The organism is Leifsonia sp. 10L418 (genome assembly GCF_056395445.1).
In genome coordinates this window covers 23,426-39,910 of record NZ_JBFTJN010000010.1, presented here as the reverse complement: position 1 = coordinate 39,910, position 16,485 = coordinate 23,426, and the positions used below count along the sequence as shown (strand labels likewise).

14 protein-coding genes are annotated in these 16,485 nt (G+C 68.0%); 5 read left to right on the top strand and 9 right to left on the bottom strand.

Annotated features, from left to right (window positions below; all coding sequences use genetic code 11):
- Nucleotides 1-35 precede the first annotated feature (35 nt).
- On the top strand, nt 36-2,273 hold the full coding sequence (locus tag AC1DCF_RS17385) for a glycoside hydrolase family 3 C-terminal domain-containing protein (RefSeq protein WP_477212074.1): 2,238 nt from the start codon (nt 36-38) through the stop codon (nt 2,271-2,273).
- A gap of 97 nt (nt 2,274-2,370) precedes the next feature.
- Here the strand turns inward: AC1DCF_RS17385 and AC1DCF_RS17380 are convergent, their stop codons facing one another.
- From AC1DCF_RS17380 to AC1DCF_RS17370, 3 genes are all read right to left on the bottom strand, one after another.
- Nucleotides 2,371-3,327: a nucleoside hydrolase gene (locus AC1DCF_RS17380; protein ID WP_477212073.1), complete on the bottom strand. Its 957-nt coding sequence runs from the start codon at nt 3,325-3,327 to the stop codon at nt 2,371-2,373.
- 201 nt (nt 3,328-3,528) lie between these two features.
- Entirely contained in the window at nt 3,529-4,020 is a 492-nt protein-coding gene (locus AC1DCF_RS17375) for a GNAT family N-acetyltransferase (protein WP_441791612.1), read from the bottom strand.
- Between the two features lie 317 nt (nt 4,021-4,337).
- Nucleotides 4,338-5,900 (bottom strand): DEAD/DEAH box helicase, encoded by a 1,563-nt coding sequence (locus AC1DCF_RS17370; RefSeq protein ID WP_477212072.1) that lies wholly within the window; start codon nt 5,898-5,900, stop codon nt 4,338-4,340.
- A gap of 433 nt (nt 5,901-6,333) precedes the next feature.
- On the opposite strand from AC1DCF_RS17370, the gene AC1DCF_RS17365 reads away from it, so the two are divergent.
- Nucleotides 6,334-8,637, top strand: a complete 2,304-nt coding sequence (locus tag AC1DCF_RS17365) for a HelD family protein (RefSeq protein WP_477212071.1) — start codon at nt 6,334-6,336, stop codon at nt 8,635-8,637.
- A 162-nt stretch (nt 8,638-8,799) separates the two neighbouring features.
- Here the strand turns inward: AC1DCF_RS17365 and AC1DCF_RS17360 are convergent, their stop codons facing one another.
- Nucleotides 8,800-9,435 carry a DUF1684 domain-containing protein gene (locus tag AC1DCF_RS17360; RefSeq protein ID WP_441791615.1) on the bottom strand — a complete coding sequence of 212 codons (636 nt, stop codon included), beginning with the start codon at nt 9,433-9,435 and terminating at the stop codon, nt 8,800-8,802.
- Between the two features lie 111 nt (nt 9,436-9,546).
- Complete coding sequence (locus tag AC1DCF_RS17355) at nt 9,547-10,143, bottom strand: hypothetical protein (protein ID WP_477212070.1); 597 nt, start codon at nt 10,141-10,143, stop codon at nt 9,547-9,549.
- A 42-nt stretch (nt 10,144-10,185) separates the two neighbouring features.
- Between AC1DCF_RS17355 and AC1DCF_RS17350 the strand changes: the two genes are divergently transcribed.
- From AC1DCF_RS17350 to AC1DCF_RS17340, 3 genes are all read left to right on the top strand, one after another.
- A complete protein-coding gene (locus tag AC1DCF_RS17350) occupies nt 10,186-10,626 on the top strand; it encodes an EVE domain-containing protein (protein WP_477212069.1) in 441 nt (146 codons plus the stop codon).
- Nucleotides 10,627-11,022: 396 nt separating this feature from the next.
- On the top strand, nt 11,023-12,297 hold the full coding sequence (locus tag AC1DCF_RS17345) for a coiled-coil domain-containing protein (protein WP_477212068.1): 1,275 nt from the start codon (nt 11,023-11,025) through the stop codon (nt 12,295-12,297).
- Between the two features lie 201 nt (nt 12,298-12,498).
- Nucleotides 12,499-13,068, top strand: a complete 570-nt coding sequence (locus AC1DCF_RS17340; protein ID WP_477212067.1) for a 2-phosphosulfolactate phosphatase — start codon at nt 12,499-12,501, stop codon at nt 13,066-13,068.
- Nucleotides 13,069-13,202: 134 nt separating this feature from the next.
- On the opposite strand, the gene AC1DCF_RS17335 is transcribed toward AC1DCF_RS17340, so the two are convergent.
- The 4 genes from AC1DCF_RS17335 to AC1DCF_RS17320 all read right to left on the bottom strand — a co-directional run bounded on the left by AC1DCF_RS17335 (nt 13,203) and on the right by AC1DCF_RS17320 (nt 16,436).
- Nucleotides 13,203-13,967 carry a CGNR zinc finger domain-containing protein gene (locus tag AC1DCF_RS17335; RefSeq protein WP_477212066.1) on the bottom strand — a complete coding sequence of 255 codons (765 nt, stop codon included), beginning with the start codon at nt 13,965-13,967 and terminating at the stop codon, nt 13,203-13,205.
- 31 nt (nt 13,968-13,998) lie between these two features.
- Nucleotides 13,999-14,493 carry a SprT-like domain-containing protein gene (locus AC1DCF_RS17330; protein ID WP_477212065.1) on the bottom strand — a complete coding sequence of 165 codons (495 nt, stop codon included), beginning with the start codon at nt 14,491-14,493 and terminating at the stop codon, nt 13,999-14,001.
- A complete protein-coding gene (locus tag AC1DCF_RS17325; RefSeq protein ID WP_477212064.1) occupies nt 14,493-15,743 on the bottom strand; it encodes a PQQ-dependent sugar dehydrogenase in 1,251 nt (416 codons plus the stop codon). Before AC1DCF_RS17325 ends, AC1DCF_RS17330 begins: the two co-directional genes overlap by 1 nt.
- 129 nt (nt 15,744-15,872) lie before the next feature.
- Nucleotides 15,873-16,436 carry a tetratricopeptide repeat protein gene (locus AC1DCF_RS17320; protein ID WP_441791623.1) on the bottom strand — a complete coding sequence of 188 codons (564 nt, stop codon included), beginning with the start codon at nt 16,434-16,436 and terminating at the stop codon, nt 15,873-15,875.
- Nucleotides 16,437-16,485: the final 49 nt, after the last annotated feature.

Genomic DNA, 16,485 nt, shown 5'->3' with positions numbered 1-16,485 from the left:
ACCACCCACCCCGCGGCATCCACCAAAGGAGCATCATGAGCAACACCCCCAACGAATCCGTTCTCGACGGCCTGACCCTCGAACAGAAGGCGGGCCTCACCAGCGGCGCCGACTTCTGGACCACCAAGGCTGTTCCCGGCGTTCCGTCGATCATGCTGACGGATGGACCGCACGGTGTGCGCAAGCAGGAAGAAGGCTCTGACCACCTCGGCCTGTCCGGCAGCATCCCGACGACCTGCTTCCCGCCCGCCGTCGGCCTCGGCTCGACCTTCGACGTCGATCTGCTCGAACGCGTCGGTGTCGCACTCGGCGAAGAGGCTCGTGCGGAGAGCGTGGGCGTGCTGCTCGGCCCGGGCATCAACATCAAGCGCTCACCGCTCTGCGGTCGCAATTTCGAGTACATCTCCGAAGACCCGCTCGTCTCCGGTGTGCTCGGTTCGGCACTCGTGCGCGGCCTGCAGTCGCAGGGCGTCGGAGCGTCGCTCAAGCACTTCGCGGCAAACAACCAGGAGGCCGACCGCATGCGCGTCTCGGCCGACATCGACGAGCGCCCGCTGCGCGAGATCTACCTGCGCGGCTTCCAGCGTGTCGTCGAGCAGGAGCAGCCGTGGACGGTCATGTGCTCGTACAACAAGATCAACGGGGTCTACGCTTCGCAGGACTCGTGGCTGCTCAACACGGTGCTGCGCGACGACTGGGGCTTCGACGGCCTCGTCGTCTCCGACTGGGGCGCCGTCTCCGACCGCGTTGCAGCACTGGCCGCAGGTCTCGACCTCGAGATGCCGGCGACCAACGGACGCACCGACGCCGAGATCGTCGCGGCGGTACGCGCCGGTGAGCTCGACGAGTCAGTGGTCGACACGGCCGCCGGCCGGGTCGCCGAGCTGGTGCGCAAGGCTGTCGCCGGTGCGAGCGACACCCCCTACGACCGCGACGCCCACCACGCGATCGCCCGTGAGGCGGCTGCGGCCAGCATCGTGCTGCTCAAGAACGATGACGCCGTGCTCCCGCTGGCCACCGACGCGTCGGTCGTCGTGATCGGTGAGCTCGGCCAGAACGCCCGCTACCAGGGTGCCGGCAGCTCGCAGGTCAACCCCACCCGTCTCGACAACGCACTCGATTCGATCCGTGAACTGACCGGCACCGAAGTTCCCTTCGCCGCGGGTTACACCACCGATGGTGCCGACTCGGTCGAACTCGCGCAGGAAGCCGTGGCCCTGGCCGCGACGGCCGACACCGTGCTGCTCTTCCTCGGCGTTCCGGCCGATCAGGAGTCTGAGGGCTTCGACCGCACCGACATCGAACTGCCGGCCACGCAGCTGGCCCTGCTCGACGCCGTGGTCGCGGTCAACCCGCGCACGGTCGTCGTGCTGTCCAACGGTGGCGTGGTGCGCCTCTCCGGCTTCGCCGACCGCGTGCCCGCGATCGTCGAAGGCTGGCTGCTCGGCCAGGCCGGCGGCAGCGCCGTGGCCCAGATGCTCTACGGGGTGACCAACCCGTCCGGTCGCCTCACCGAGACCATCCCGGTGCGTCTGCAGGACAGCCCCGCCTTCCTCGACTTCGGTGGCGAGAACGGTCACGCCCGCTATAGCGAGGGCCTGTTCGTCGGTTACCGCTGGTACGACGCCCGCGACATCGCGGTCTCGTACGCTTTCGGTCACGGTCTGTCGTACACGACGTTCGCCTACTCGGATGCATCGGCCACCGTCGACGCCGACGGCGTCACGGTGCGCGTGACGGTGACCAACACGGGCAGCCGTGATGGTGCCGAGGTCGTGCAGGTCTACTCGTCGCTCGCTTCGTCTGCCGTTGTGCGGGCACCTCGCGCCCTGGCCGGTTTCACGAAGGTGGTCCTGGCCGCCGGTGAGAGCCGCGAGGTTGTGGTTCAGGTGCGTCGCGAAGATCTCGCCTACTGGGAGACGCGTATCGGCGGCTGGGTCGTCGAGGGCGGGGAGTACTCCTTCGAGGTCGGCGCCTCCAGCCGCGACATCCGTGCCGCCGCGCGGGTCGCCATCGAGGGTGACCTCGTGCTCAGCCCGCTGAATGCCGAGTCCACGATGGGCGAGATTCTCGCAAACCCCATCGCCGGACCGATCGTCATGCAGACGTTGGCCGGAGCCGGTGGTGAAGCAGGCGGGATGCTGGCTGACCCAAGCGTCTTCAAGATGCTGGCATCGATCCCGATCGCCCGCTTGGCGATGTTCCCCGGTGTCGACATCGACATGGCAGAGCTCGACCAGCTCTTCGCTGCGGCCAACGCGGCGCAGGGCTAGCCAGCCAACGCAAACGCCGCGTGTCGCCCGGAAGGGCGGCACGCGGCGTTTGTCGTTTCGAGGGCGACTCGGGGCCGGAACGGGGCCGGTTCGCGGGTTAGGCGAGCCCGAGAGTGTCGAGGAACAGCGTCGTCAGGCGCGAGGCGTCGACATCGAGGGCGATCTCGGCGGTCTCCCAGACATCCGCGGTGCCGTGCATGGCGTCTTCGCCCGGCCGGGACCGCATGTCCACGAGGGTCTGCCCGCGACCGTAGCCGGCCAGTTCGACGCGCACCGGGCGAATCTCGGTGTAGAGCGCCCCCGGATCGACAAGTGCGCAGACCGCGCCGGCGTCACCGATGAGTCCGGAGTGGTGGGTCTCGGCGTCGGTGCCGGCGAAGACGCGATTGGTCAGCAGCGAGCCGACCGTGCGCCCGACGAGGGTCTCGTGTGAGAGCAACGCCGTGGCGGTTTCCTCGTCGACGGCGACGCGATTGAAGACATCGAGGCCGTACATGTAGGTCGGTACGCCGGAGTCGAGCACGATTGCCGCGGCTTCCGGGTCGTGCCAGACGTTGAACTCGGCGACGGCCGTTGCGTTTCCGACGCTCGCCGAGCCGCCCATGAAGACGATGCGTTCGATCTTGCTCGCGATGTCGGGGTACTGACGCAGCAGCAGGGCGAGGTTGGTCTGCGGAGCGAGCGCGACCAGGGTGACCGGCCGGGCGCTGTCCTGGAGCAGTGAGTGCATCAGCTCGACCGAGCTGACCGGCACCGCGGTGCGCTCGCTCGGGGGCAGGCGCAGGGTGCCGAGGCCGCCTTCGCCATGCACGTGCGAAGCGTCGCGGGCCGGTTCGATCAGCGGGCGACGGGCGCCGGCTGCCACCGGGATATCGGGAGCGTCGATGACGTCGAGAATGCGCAGGGTGTTGTCCACCACGCGCTCGAGTGAGGCATTGCCGGCGACGCAGCTGATGCCGAGCACCTCGATGTCGGGGTGCGCAACGGCGAAGAGGATGGCGAGGGCGTCGTCAACGCCGGTGTCGACGTCGAGGATTACGGGAATCGTGGTCATCTGCCCAGCCTACTTGGGCGGCATTCGCGGGCTTAGCTTCCGGCTCAGCTTCCGGCTTAGCTTCCGCGAGACTGCAGTTGTGGTCGGAATAGAGCCCCCTCAGCGGCCACGACTGCAGTCTCGCGGGCGGGCATTAACGACGGATGGCGCCGACTCCAGGGTCAGCGCCATCCGTTCAGAGGTGACGGTGTTGAGGAGCGACTAGCGAACCAGTCGCACCTCGTGGATTTCTTCGCCGAGGAACGGCTGCGTCTGCTCGGCTCCGTCGGCGGTGAAGCCGTTGCGCTTGTAGAAGCCGTGGGCGCGGGGGTTGTCGGAGGCGACCCAGAGGTAGGCCGGTGCGTCGCCACAGGCCGCGTCGAACAGCTTCTGTCCGATGCCGGTGCCGTGGTAGGCATCCAGCAGATAGATGAAGTAGAGCTCGCGCGACCGCGGAGCCTCGTTGTCGCGGGCCGGGCCGGAGCCGGAGAAGCCCACGATCTCGCCGTCGACGAGCGCGGCGTACTGGTGGAACTCTTCGCCCTGGTTCATCCAGTGCGTCCACAGCTCGGCCATGCGGCGCGGGGACAGATTGGCGAGGGTTGCCTCGCTGATCAGGTGGTCATAGGTCTCGTGCCAGCAGGTTGCGTGAACGCGTCCTAGGGCTTCTGCGTCGACGTCTCGTACTGGTCGAACAACTGCTTCGGTGCTCATGAAGTGAGACTAGGCCAGCCCGCGCCCGAAAAGGAAATCGAGCCGCCGCGCGCCTGTGCGTCTGCCCCGGCAATGGTGCAGCTGGCAGCAGTTGCGGTCGTGCGGGGCTAATTCAGGAAATCCCAGAATCGTGCATTCGGCAGGCCAGTGCAGGCGCGAATGTTGTGACGTGGGCGGAGAGGATTTCCTGAGTTAGCCACCAGGTCAGGCTGGATACGACTCGACGTCCGGCGTAGCGCGACGTCGACGCATCCTGAAACGACCAACGGGCTGGCCTCCGAAGAGACCGACCCGTTGGGTTCAAAGGATGCTGCTGGCTAGCCCTGCGCGCGACGGGGAGCCGAGCGGCGTGCGCCACCGGACGAGGCGCCGCGAACGAGGCCTCCGACCTGCAGGCCTCCGGAGCGTCCGCCGCCCTGGCCACCCTGTCCGCCCGAGCGGCCTGAGCCGCCGGCCGAACCGGAACCGTGAGTGCTGGCGCCCTGTGACGAATTGCCGCCACGAGCCGCAGCGGGACGACCCGAACGGTCACGACGTGCGCCACCGGCGGCAACGGCGTCGCCGCCACGGCCTCCACGCGATTCGCCATCGCGAGCACCGCGTGACTCGCCGCCACGGCCGCCATCGCGCTCGTCGCGGTTGGTGCGCTTGCGCTGAGCATTGGCGCCCTGCGAGCGACCACCCTGCGACTGGCCGCGCTGCGGCTGCTCCTGGCGCGGCAGCGGCTTGACGTACGCTGCGACCTCGCCGATCAGGGCGGTCACAGCCGGGGAGGTCGCGTTCACGCGCTGCGGGGTCACCTTGATGGCGGCCTTCTTCAGCAGCTGCTCGGTGTCTTTCTTCTGGTTCGGAAGCATGACGGTGACGACGTCTCCGGCGCTGCCGGCACGGGCGGTACGGCCCGAGCGGTGCAGGTAAGCCTTGTGCTCTGCCGGCGGGTCAACGTGAATGACCAGCTCGATGTCGTCAACGTGCACGCCGCGAGCCGCGACATCCGTTGCGACCAGAACGCGCACATCGCCGGCCGAGAAGGCGGCGAGGTTGCGGTCGCGAGCGACCTGCGACAGGTTGCCGTGCAGGTCGACCGAGGGGATTCCGGAGTCGGTGAGCTGCTTGGCCAGCTTCTTGGCGTGGTGCTTGGTGCGCATGAAGAGGATGCGACGGCCCTTGCCAGAGGCGAGCGCCTGAACGAGGTCCTTCTTCGCGTCGACGCCGTCGACCTCGAAGACGTGGTGGGTCATCGCGGAGACGTGGCTGGTGGCCTCGTCGACCGAGTGCAGCACCTCGTTCTGCAGGAAGCGACGAACGAGCTTGTCCACGCCGTTGTCGAGCGTGGCGCTGAAGAGCAGACGCTGTCCGCCGGACGGGGTCTTGTCGAGGATGCGCGTGACGACGGGCAGGAAGCCCAGGTCGGCCATGTGGTCGGCCTCGTCGAGCACGGTGATCTCAACGGAGTCGAGGTTGACGAAGCCTTGCTTCATCAGGTCTTCGAGACGGCCGGGGCAGGCTACGACGATGTCGACGCCGGCCTTCAGCGCGGTGACCTGACGGCCCTGCGAGACGCCACCGAAGATGGTGGTCGTGTTGAGGCCGTAGGCCTCGGCCATCGGGGTGAGCGCGGCGGAGATCTGGGTGGCCAGCTCGCGGGTCGGCGCGAGGATCAGGCCGAGCGGGCGGCCCGGGCGGCGCTTGCCGCCGGCGAGCTTGCCGCCGAGGCGGGCGACCATCGGAATGGAGAAGGCCAGGGTCTTACCCGAGCCGGTCTTGCCGCGGCCGAGCACGTCGCGGCCGTTCAGGGTGTCAGGAAGAGTGTCGACCTGGATGGGGAAAGCGGTGTCGATTCCCTGGGCCGAGAGAACGGCGACGAGGGGAGCGGGCACGCCGAGCGCGCCAAATTTAATTTCAGATTCAGACAAAAGCGGTGCCTTTCAGGCATCAGAGTCCTGCCTTGAAGCGATCCGCACGCAGCGGTAACCGAAACCAGGAGGATTCACGTGGCGAAGGTGCCGAAGGGCACATCCGTTCGCCGTAAGAATTTTTCATTTCCTGGATCGGGGCGGGCGACGGTCAGTGTGATGACCGACGCTGTCTCGATGAGAAGAGGGCGTTCTACGACGCAGGGAGCGCGGCTTCGCACTCGCAAGTTCTTCTAGTCTACCGGGCGTTGTCAAATTGGCTGTTCAGGGGCGAAAGGAACGGCCGTCGTTTGGGCCCAGAGGCCGGCCGGCGCAGCCAAAAACCAGGTGGCACGCGGCGTCGGCTCGACCCTAGTAAAATCGATGGGCGGACAATCGATCGCCGCGCGGGAGCCGAGTGACAGACAACGAACTCGATCGCGAGCGGGCGCGCGTCGCCCGGCTCTATGCACGCCTCGACGCGTTGCGTGCCGACGAAGCCCATCGCCTCGCCACCGTGCGCTCGCAGAAGGTCGGCGGCAACCACCAGATGCGCAGCGAACGCGACGCTCTGGCCCGCATGCACGAGGATCGACTGCTGCAATTGCGTGAGGTCGACGCCCGTCTCGTTTTCGGACGCCTGCAGCTGCCGCATCTTCCGACCGAGGATGCCGAGGCCGGCTTCCGTTACATCGGCCGGATGGGCCTGCGTGATGAAGAGCAGCGCAGCCTGTTGCTGGACTGGCGTGCGCCCCAGGCGAGCGCGTTCTACCAAGCGACCGCAGCCCGCCCGCACGGCGTGCTCGCTCGCCGCCACGTGACCATGCGCGAGCGCGAGGTGATCCGCCTCGACGACGAGGTGTTCGACGCCGACCTGCTGGCCGAAGCCGGAGCCGAGCACAACGTGCAGGGCGAGGGCGCCCTGATGGCCGCTCTCACCGTGCACCGCACCGGGCGGATGCACGACATCGTCGCGACGATCCAAGCTGAGCAAGACCGCATCATCCGTTCAGACATGCGCGGCGCGCTCGTCGTGCAGGGCGGTCCGGGCACCGGAAAGACCGCCGTCGCGCTGCACCGCGCCGCCTACCTGCTCTACACGCACCGCGAGCGGTTGGGGTCGGCCGGCGTGCTGATCGTCGGGCCGTCCGGGGCGTTCTTGCGCTACATCGAAACCGTGCTGCCCTCACTCGGCGAGACCGGCGTAGTACTGCAGTCCCTCGGCGAGCTCTACCCCGGCGTGATCGCGACCGACGACGATGTGGCCGAGGTCGCGTTGCTCAAGGGTTCGACACAGTTGGCCGACCTGATCGCGCGCGCCGTCAAGTCGCGTCAGCGTGTGCCGGAGCAGCCACAGCGGATCGAAGTGAACGGCGATGTGCTCATCGTGGAGCCTGCGCTGATCGCGCGGGCGATCGCACGAGCGCAGCAGAGTACCAAGCCGCACAACGAGGCTCGGGTCACCTTCGTCAACCACGCCCTCGACGCGCTGGTCAACCAGCTGGCGACGCAGTTGCGGGCCGGCGGCTACCCGGTCGACGACACCGACCTGGGATTGCTGCGCGAAGACATTCGCGCCTCCCACGACGCCCGCGTCGTGCTGAACACCGCGTGGCTGCCGATGACCGGCGAGAAGCTGATTCAGGACCTCTACGCGCGGCCCGAGTGGCTGGCTTCGCTCACCCCACGGTGGACGCCCCTGAAGCGCGCGCTGTTGCTGCGTTCTCGCGACGAACCGTTCACCGTGTCAGACATCCCGTTGCTCGACGAGGCCGCCGAACTGCTCGGCAGCCCGCCCGCCGCTCCTGAAGCCGGGCAGCGCGAGCGTGATCTGCAACGCGCACACGACATCGAGAACGCCGAGGACGCCATCCGCAATGCGGGTGTCGAGGGAATGGTCAGCGCCGAGCAGCTCGCCGACAACTTCGCCGAAACCACCGTGCGTGCGACGACGGCCGAGCGGGCCGGCGCCGACCGCACCTGGACCTACGGTCACGTGGTCGTCGACGAGGCACAGGAACTCTCGCCGATGCAGTGGCGCGTGCTTGTGCGCCGATCGCCGATGCGTTCGTTCACGATCGTCGGCGACATCGCTCAGGCCAGCTCGGCCGGGGCGTCGCGCAGCTGGCGGTCGGCACTCGATCCGTTCTTCCGTGGCCGCTGGGATCTCGAAGAACTCACCGTGAACTACCGCACCCCGGCGCAGATCGCCCGCGAGGCAGAGCGGATCGCGACCGAGCACGGTCTGCCGATCACCCCGACGCAGTCGGTGCGCGAGGGCGACTGGCCGATCAGAAATCTGACCGTCGACGTCTCGGTCAACGTCTCAGATGACCTCTCAGATGAGGGGGCGGATGCCGTCGCAGTCGTTGTCGGGGCAACCGTCGCCGCAGCCGTTGAAGACGCCGTGCGTCACGACCGTGGCATCGACGCGTCGGGCACCCTGGCGGTCATCGTTCCGCGGGCCGCACGAGACTCGATTCTGGCTCATCTGGTCGGCGCATTCGGTAACGAGGTCGGCGCCGGAGAACGCGGACTCGAGCGTCCGATCGCCGTTCTCACCGCGCACGAGTCGAAGGGCCTCGAGTTCGACAGCGTCATCCTCGCCGACCCCGACGCACTCGTGGCCGAGTCGCCGCGCGGCCATGCGGCGCTCTATGTGGCGATGACGCGTCCGACACAGCGGCTCACGATGGTGAGGGTGGCTGAGCCGCAGGGCTGACCACTCGGTGGTTGAGGAGTTGCCCATCGCATCCGTGCCCGTCGTACCCGCGCGTGCGCCCAAGTCGTCGGGTCGACGGATGAGCAGGCGACGATTCGGGCGCACACGCGTCCGGTTTCGGGCGCACCGCTGTCATTCGAGCAACTGCGGAGTTCAGCACCGTCAGTGCGTCGGGTGATACAGCTCCCCGACGGGAACCTCCACCGCAACGATGTTCCCTGCCTGAGCGAGTGGGCACGCCCACATCGGGTCGTAGGCGCACGAGGGGTTGTAGGCGAAGTTGAAGTCCAGAATCAGGGTGTCGTCGTCGGCGCCGGGGCCGAGATCGGCACCCTTGACCGTGTCGAGCAGGTAACGCCCGCCACCGTAGGTTCCGCCTGGCTTCCCGGCGAGGGCATCCTTCACCGGAAGAAACAGTCCGCCGGCGTAGCTGGCCAGACGCCACAGGTCGAGCGAGCCCAGGTAGGGGATGCGCACCGAACCGACCAGATCGAACGGCACCGTGCCATCCGTTCCCGTCTCGACGCTGATGCGCAGGGGCTCCTCAGCGCGGTGTACCTCGACTTCGAAACGCCAATCCGGGTCGTAGGCCGCGATGGGCAGCCCGGTGAATGCGGCGCGGTCATCGGGAAGCAACGGCGAAGACGGATGCCCGGCGAACAGTTCGTCACGCCCCGAACGCCAGAGTTCGTGGCCGGCAGCCGGATTCCTCACGCTCAACTGCCGCACGCCGGCGTAGAGCCCGAAGACGCGGCGGCGCCAATCGGCAATCTGCAAGGCTCCGAGGGATGAGCTCATGCGCTCAGGCTAGCAATGGGATCTCTCCGGCGGCAGGGCGGGTCGCAAATCGGGAGTTCCCGCCTCGAATGCTTTCGTGTCGGAACTTCACCTTGCGGGCGGGTACCCAATTCAGGACGGGAGCGGCGAGTCGCCCTCTTCCGGTGCCCGAAACGGCTGCGACACGCCCTCCGTTCCTGAATTGGGTCCCGCTGGATCGTCAACAAAGTTCGGGTCGTCGACCCCGATGTCGAGCCGCCAGGTCGGTGCGAGGCGCTTGAGTTGCCGCATCCGCCATTGCCAGAACGCCCAGAAACTCGGCCAGAGGGTGAGCGTCGCCGGGCCGGCTTCGAAGATCAGCTGGTCGCGGTAGAGCGTCTTGCCGGTGCCGGCCGGGTCGGCCGAGATCGCCATGCTGTGGTCCCAGCGGGTGAGAACCGCAAGCGGGCCCGAAACGCCGCGTCCGGTGTCGCGCAAAATCCGCACGCTGCCGTGCTGCCGTGTCGACTCCGTGAGGTTGATGCGTTGGCGGCCGAACGGGATCAGCCCGAGCGCGTGCAAACCGACCGGATGGGGCCCCTCGGCCCAGATGGTCGGAAAGCCTGTCGCCTCCTCGGAGTGCAGGGCCATCAGGGGGGAGCTGACCTCCTGCAAGACTGCCGGGCTGCGCAGGGCACGCCAGGCGGCATCCGGGTCGCAATCGAGGATCTCTTTGAGCAGCACGCGCATGCCCCCAGTCTGCGTGCATGGCCGATGCAGTACAACTGAAGCGTGGCAATCAGATACTGGCTCGGGGTCGTGCAGCGTGAAAACGTGCTGCGCGGGGTCGCGCACGGTTTTGCGCAGACGAACCATGGCGCGCGCGGGTTGCTCGAGCGGATGCAGGAGGCCGACGGCCTCGTATACTACTCGCCCCGCACACAGGTTGACGGCCCTCCGCTCAAACAGTTCACGGCCATCGGGCGCATCGTCGATGGCGACGTGTTTCAAGCCACGGACTCTGACTATCGCCCGTGGCGCCGCCGGGTCGACTACGACCATGCCGCGGTGGCCACCGCGATCCGGCCCCTGCTGCCGGTGCTCGATCTGAGTCGCGGCAACCCGGACTGGGGGTACCAGCTGCGCCGAGGCCTGCTCGAAATCACCAAGCATGACTTCGAGGAGATCCGTCAGCAGATGCGACGACCGTCGGCTGACGACCGCCGCCGGTAGCGTCGGCCGCTTTCTTCGCCGAGTTTGACACTTACGGTCGAGCTTGACCGGCACAGCAGGCAAACTCGACCGCAACGCTCAAACTCGGCGCATGCACGTGAGCGGATGCTGCGCGCAGCAGGTCTGGTGCCTCGCGACCGCGTGGGGCGAGCTCGTCGAAGCGTGCGCCCTGCCCTCCGCTGCCCTCCGCTGCCTTCCGCCGGCCTCCGCAGGCATCCGCTGCCCTGGGCGCGGGGTATCCCGCGGGGCGAGCGGAAGACACCGCGCCCAGCGGGATACCCCGCGCCGGACTGCTCGGCAGCGCCGTGCCCGCCCGCTTGCCCACCCGCTTGGCAGCGCGATCGGACGACCGCCCCCGCGGCACGGCGCCGCTCCCGGTTTCATTAGACTCGAACCATGGCTGGCGAACTCTGGTGGGTACCCTCGCTCATCGTTCTCGCGGCCGTTGCAGCGGGAGTGCTGGCGCTCGTTTCGGTGCTGCGCCGACGCACCCGGGCGCGGATCGCTGCCGAGAAAGCGGATGCCGCCGAACTCGCACGCACTGCGGCGATCAGCCTCGTGCGTGCCGATGATCTCGTGCAGTCCGCTGCCGACGAGTTGAGCTTCGCGATCGCGCAGTTCGGCGAGAACGCCACCCACGAGTTCGCGACCGCGCTCACGACGTCACGTCGACAACTCCGCGACGCGTTCGCCCTCCAGCAGAAGCTCGACGACGCTGTGCATGATTCCGATTCGGAACGCCGCCGTTGGAACGAGCAGATCATCACCCTGGCGACCGAGGCGACCGCCCGGATCGACGCCCAAACCCGCACGTTCGACTCCCGACGCGGAGTTGAACGCGAGGCGCCGGCGTTGCTCAACCAGCTCCAGCGCCGTCTGCTTCGTGCGGCCGACCGAATCGAGAGCGGAAAAGCCACCCAGGACCGCCTCGCCCTGACGTACGCGGCACCGGCGCTCGCCGCAATCGGCGCGAATCTTGACCGGGCCATCGCCTCACTCGATGAAGCGCGCACGGCCGCCGACGAGGCATCCGCTCGGGTCAGCCGCGGCGCCAACGAACCAGTCGGCGACCAGATGCGCGCTGCCGAGCACGGCCTGTTTCGCGCCACCCAATTGCTCGACGCCATCGAAACCGGCGAGGACCAGTTGCACATCGGCTACGCCACCCTGGGCAGCGCGCTCGCGGCAGCGGATGCCGAGCTGGCCGAGGCCCGCGCGCTGCGTGACACGCACGAGGAAACCGCGGCGCGTGCCACCCTCAACGATGTGATCGCCCGGGCCGACCGGGTTGTCCTGGAGCTGCGCGATCCGGCGCGCCTGTCCGACCCGGCAGCGGATCTCGTGCGCTTGCGTGAAGCCATGGATGGCCTCGATGTGACGCGCTCGGAGGCGCGCAACCGGCAGCTTCGCTTGGACAATGCGCGGGATGCGCTCACCGGCGCGCTGCTCGCGGCGCGCAGCCAGATTTCTGTGACCCGCGACTACATCACGACCCGCGCCGGTCGCGTCGGTGCTCCGGCCCGCACTCGGCTCGCGGAGGCGGAACGTCAGCTCTCCCTCGCCGAGGCGGAGGCAGACCCGGTGACGGCGCTCGACACGGCCCGGCGAGCGATGACCCTGGCGACCGACGCCGACGCTCTCGCGCGCTTCGACGCGCTCGGCGTGCAGTAGTCCTCGGTGCGCAGGCGCCTCGGCGTGCAGTAATCCTCGGCGAGTAGACGCCTCGACGTGCAGTATTCCTCGGTGCGCGGGCGCCTCGGCGTACTGTGACTTAGCCACACATCGGCTCGAGAACACGGGCGGCTGGGGCGACGAGACGCCGCGTGACGGTGCGACCCCCACGCAATGCAGAGTGCCGAGTAGCCTGAAACCGTGAACGAGACGCAGCAGGCATATCAGGTCAGATTCGACTGGGGAACCGCCGGGTTTCAGAGTCTCTCCACTAGCGCCGACCTTGTCGTAATTGCCGACGCGCTGCCGGCCACCACGACCAACGGCGCTCATTTCGCCGGTGCCGCCGGCCGAGCGCCGGACGGGCGTGCCCAGCACATTATCCCGGCCAGCTTGAACAATCGCACGGCCGTCGCCGACTGGGTGCTTGCCCGTCAGGCCGAAAAGGGTGCGCGGTTCTCGGTCGCCGTCATCGCTGCTGGTGAGCGTCGCGCCGACGGGAGCCTCCGCTTCGCGGTCGAGGACCTCTTCGTCGCCGGCGCCGTCATCGACGCACTCTCGACCCTCGGTATCGACCACTGCTCGCCCGAAGCCGCCGCGGCATCCGCCGCGTTCGTCGGTCTGAAACAGGCGATTCGGCACCTCGTCAGCGCCTCCGAGACGGGGCTGGCGCTGGCCGCGCTGGGTCGCCAGGAGGAGATCCGTGCGGCAAGCCAACTGGATTCCAGCGCCGTGGTCAGCGCCACCGGGGAATTCCACTTTCTCGCCTGATCAGTTGACCTTCGTCAGCTGACCCGCGCACAAGCCGGCGCAAACAGCCGACGCACGAGCCGCAGCTGGCCGGAGCCGCAGCTGGCCGGAGCCGCAGCTGATTGGAGCCGCCGCGGCCGAGTGGCCGACCCCGACTAGGGCAGAAGCGGTTTCTCGAACGCGTGGCGCGCGACCCGCGGCCGCGACAGAGTGCTCGTGCGCGGAGCGTCGGCCGCCGACTCGGACGTCGGTGCAGGAGCGGCTGAGGCAGCGTTCCGCTCCCGGAACGCCCGCACCTTCGCCCGGTTGCCGCACCGCTGCATCGAGCACCAGCGGCGGTTGGCCGAACGCGAGGTGTCGAGATACAAAATCGTGCAGTCGTCGGCCGAGCAGTAGCGAATTCGTCCGTCGGTGTCGGGTCCGAACAGCTCGACGGCCGTGCGCGCCAGTGTCGACAGTGCTTGCCCGGCGCGTGGCGAGGTGCGACCGGCCTGACGTGATCCGCCGGTTAGCGCGGGCGGGATGTCGGGGGTCGCCGCAAACAGATTGACGATGTCGATGTCCTGCCCGTCAACATCGCGGCCGTCGGCCGCCGCCCGGGCGAGACGCGCGATCGCGCCGCGGAGGGCCAGCGCATCGGTGAGGTCGCGATCCTGAGTCTGGATGCGTGGGGTCGGCGCTGCGGAGGGCGCGGACGAGTCGGCGACCTCGACCTGAGGGGAGTAACGTTCATTGAGCCAGTCAGCGAGGTCGCCCGCCGCGTGCAGGAGCTCTCCGGCCGGGTTCTCGCCAAGAGCGCCGGTGTAGGCGAAGTCGAGTGCGATCGACCCCGAGTCAAACCACCACCGCTGTCCGTCGGTTGAGACCAGCCATTGGCCTGTCTGTCCGGTGCGAGCGGTGTCGTGGTTCACAAGCGTCATGTAACCAGTGTATCTGGTTACCGCACGCCTCTCAGCTCCCCGTTGCCGCGGCAGCCCGTCGCCGCGCGGCCGCCGTGATCTCACGCCGCGACCAGGTGATCAGGTGAGCGGCGCTGAAGCCGCGTCCGCAGAGTCCGCAGGCCAACGGGCGGGTCGGTTGGCGATAGCGATAGTGCGTGTGCCCGGCCGGGCAGATACCGACCCAGGGGGCGAGTTCGTCGGCGATCTCGCCGTCGTGCGTGCGTTTTCCGTCGTAGCCGATGTTCGCCGCCACGACCTTCCAGCGTGGACCGTGCCCGGCCCGCGGGCCGGCGAGGGCGTGCGCCACTTCGTGCAGCAGAATCTGGTGGATCTCATCGTCGTCATACCGGGCGGCAAGGTAGCGGGACACGGTGATGTGCTTGTCGGTGAAATTGCACAGCCCGGCGCGCTTCTTCGCATTGTCGTAACCGAATGACCAACTGCGGTCGAGGTGCAAGGCGATGAGGGCGTCCGCCCAGACGCGCACCCGGTCGAGGTCGGCCATCAGGGCGCCACCTGCACCTGGTAGAGGCGATCGTCGCCCGCAGCGGGGTCGCCCCGGCCATCCGTGTTGTTGCTCATAAACCACAGTGTGCCATTCGGGCCTGACGTCACGTCACGCAGTCGGCCGTAGGCGTGGACAAACCAGTCATCGACGTTCCCTGTGGACAATTGGATGCGCCACAGTCGTTCCCCGCGCAAACTCGCCATGAACAGGCTGTCGCCCACGATCGCGATCCCGCTGGGGCTGGCCTCGTCGGTCGGCCACTCGTGTACCGGGTTCACGAACGTGGGGTCACCGGCCCCGGCCTCAGCGATCCCCTCGACAATCGGCCAGCCATAGTTGCCGCCGGCGACGATGCGATTGAGCTCATCCCAGGTGTCCTGGCCGAACTCGCTCGCCCAGAGCTGCCCCTGGGCATCCCAGGCGATCCCCTGCGGGTTGCGATGCCCGTAGGAGTACACGAGCGTGCCAAACGGGTTGCCGGCCGGCACCTCGCCGGTGGCCGTCATCCGCAGAATCTTGCCGCCGAGCGAGCTGAGATCCTGCGCATTGGCGGTGTTTCCGGCATCGCCGGCCGTCGCATAGAGCAGCCCGTCCGGTCCGAACGCAATGCGGCCGCCGTCGTGATTTCCCGCCTTCGGGATGCCCGCCAGCACGACCTCCGGCGCCCCCAGCCCGTAGCCTCCCGCAGAACCGGTCAACGGCATCCGCAGGATTCGATTGTCGTCGGCGGCGGTGACATACGCGTAGAGCCAACCGGACGCTCCGGGAGCGAGGCCGGACGGGAGGTCGGGCGGCGAGCCGGGAGCGGCAGACGCGGCAGACGCGGCAGACGCGGCAGATGCTGCAGATGCGGCCGTCGCGGGCAGGAACGCGAGCCCGAGCAGGCCGCCTTCGCCGCCGGGACGCGCCTCTGGAACGGCGCCCACGTCTCGAAGGGTGCCGTCGGGCAGCAATTCACGAACCGTCGCGGTGTCACGTTGACTGATCAGGGTTCCTCCGTCGGGTGCCGGCAGGCGCAGGATCGACCACGGTGCGTCAAGGCCGGAGGCGATCGCGACGGGATCGCCCACCGGGCGCACCGGCAACGCCACGGGTGCGGGCGGCATCGTCGACGAGGGAGTGGCACGCTCGGTCGCGGGCACGCCGCTCGACGGGGTCGCGCGCTGACCGCTGAGAGTGCAGCCGCCCAGGAGCACAGCGACACTCACGCAGATCGCTGTCGCGACACCGAACGCTCGCTTGGGCATTGTCACTTTCTTCCTCGCTGTGAGGTCAGAGGGGACTGCTGTGCATCAAGCATGCCGCAACTCAGGAGGCGAGGCCAGGCAGGCGAGACAGGCGAGGCGCAGCGACGCGAGAGCCAGGAAATCGACGAATCAGCGGGATGCGTTGTCCGCGGCGATGAACTTCTCGATCACCGCGACGGCGAGCAATGAGTTCTCGAGTTCTTGGGCAGACGCTCCGGCCCGCTCACGCAGAAACAGGGTTGCCGTGAAGTCGGCTGCGGCTGCCTCGTAGTTGCCCTGATCGAAGTGAACCTTGCCCCGGTTTTCGCGGGCAGAAGCTGCGACATCCAGCCAGTCGTGGGCTTCGGCTTCCTGCACACAGTGGCTCAGTTCGGCCTGGGCCTCGTCAAGCTTGCCCTGGTACTGCTGCACCTGGGCGCGGCGGATGCGACTGGAGGCGAGCTGCTGCCGGTCGCCGGTGAACCGTGACAGACGCACGGCCTCGTTGGCGATCAGCGCCGCTTCGTCGAGGCGATCGATCAAGCGCAGCAGGGTGATCTTCTCTTCGAGCGCGGACAGGCTGCGCAATTCGCCGAGTTCGTCGAGCCGTGCGAGGGCCGCCTGTGGGTCTGCTTGCTCGCGCAATGTCGTTGCGTCATAGCCGATGATGATGCTCAGGATGAGTCCAGTCTTGAGAGCGGCGGCGTGAGCCACAGGGGCGTCCGGGTGGTCTTCAGGATAACCCGCAACTCGGCGAGAATCA

Bases quoted from the DNA above. Each gene is read 5' to 3' on its own strand.
- AC1DCF_RS17385 (WP_477212074.1), top strand. From the start codon at position 36: ATGAGCAACACCCCCAACGAATCCGTTCTCGACGGCCTGACCCTCGAA.
- AC1DCF_RS17380 (WP_477212073.1), bottom strand. From the start codon at position 3,327: ATGACCACGATTCCCGTAATCCTCGACGTCGACACCGGCGTTGACGAC.
- AC1DCF_RS17375 (WP_441791612.1), bottom strand. From the start codon at position 4,020: ATGAGCACCGAAGCAGTTGTTCGACCAGTACGAGACGTCGACGCAGAA.
- AC1DCF_RS17360 (WP_441791615.1), bottom strand. From the start codon at position 9,435: ATGAGCTCATCCCTCGGAGCCTTGCAGATTGCCGATTGGCGCCGCCGC.
- AC1DCF_RS17355 (WP_477212070.1), bottom strand. From the start codon at position 10,143: ATGCGCGTGCTGCTCAAAGAGATCCTCGATTGCGACCCGGATGCCGCC.
- AC1DCF_RS17345 (WP_477212068.1), top strand. From the start codon at position 11,023: ATGGCTGGCGAACTCTGGTGGGTACCCTCGCTCATCGTTCTCGCGGCC.
- AC1DCF_RS17335 (WP_477212066.1), bottom strand. From the start codon at position 13,967: ATGACGCTTGTGAACCACGACACCGCTCGCACCGGACAGACAGGCCAA.
- AC1DCF_RS17330 (WP_477212065.1), bottom strand. From the start codon at position 14,493: ATGGCCGACCTCGACCGGGTGCGCGTCTGGGCGGACGCCCTCATCGCC.
- AC1DCF_RS17325 (WP_477212064.1), bottom strand. From the start codon at position 15,743: ATGCCCAAGCGAGCGTTCGGTGTCGCGACAGCGATCTGCGTGAGTGTC.